At 63.4% G+C, this 584-nt stretch carries 1 protein-coding gene; it reads left to right on the top strand.

Annotation, left to right across the window (positions count from 1 at the left end; genetic code table 11):
- Positions 1-570 (top strand): amino acid ABC transporter ATP-binding protein (locus HMPREF3142_RS01430; protein WP_070611415.1); only part of this gene is annotated, 570 nt, incomplete at its 5' end.
- Positions 571-584: the final 14 nt, after the last annotated feature.

Genomic DNA, 584 nt, shown 5'->3' with positions numbered 1-584 from the left:
ACGGTCAGCGAAGGCGAGGTGGTGGTTAACGGCTTTGCCGCCCACGACCGGACCACCGACCTCAACAAGATGCGCGAAAGCGTCGGCATGGTGTTCCAGCGCTTTAACCTGTTCCCGCATATGACGGTGCTGGAAAACCTGATTATGGCGCCGATGAATCTGCGCAATATGCCGCGCCAGCAGGCGGTCGACCTGGCGGACGCCTTGCTGGCGAAGGTGGGCTTAAGCGATAAGCGCGACGCCTGGCCCTCGAGCCTGTCCGGCGGCCAGCAGCAGCGGGTAGCCATCGCCCGTGCGCTGGCGATGAAGCCGTCGATTATGCTGTTCGATGAGCCCACGTCGGCGCTGGATCCGGAGCTGGTGGGCGACGTGCTGGAGGTGATGAAAAACCTCGCCAGCGAGGGGATGACCATGGTGATCGTGACCCACGAAATGGGTTTTGCCCGCGAAGTGGCCGACCGGGTGATCTTCATCGACCAGGGCGTGATTCAGGAAGAGGGCAAGCCGGGGCAGATCTTCAGCGCGCCGAGCAACCCACGCACCGCCGCGTTCCTCAGCAAGGTGCTGTAAACCGAGCGGGCTGG

The sequence above is a fragment of the Klebsiella sp. HMSC16C06 genome (assembly GCF_001808325.1).
Classification (GTDB): domain Bacteria; phylum Pseudomonadota; class Gammaproteobacteria; order Enterobacterales; family Enterobacteriaceae; genus Klebsiella; species Klebsiella variicola.
Note: the sequence above shows the minus strand (reverse complement) of the source record. Positions and strands in the feature narration are given on the sequence as shown.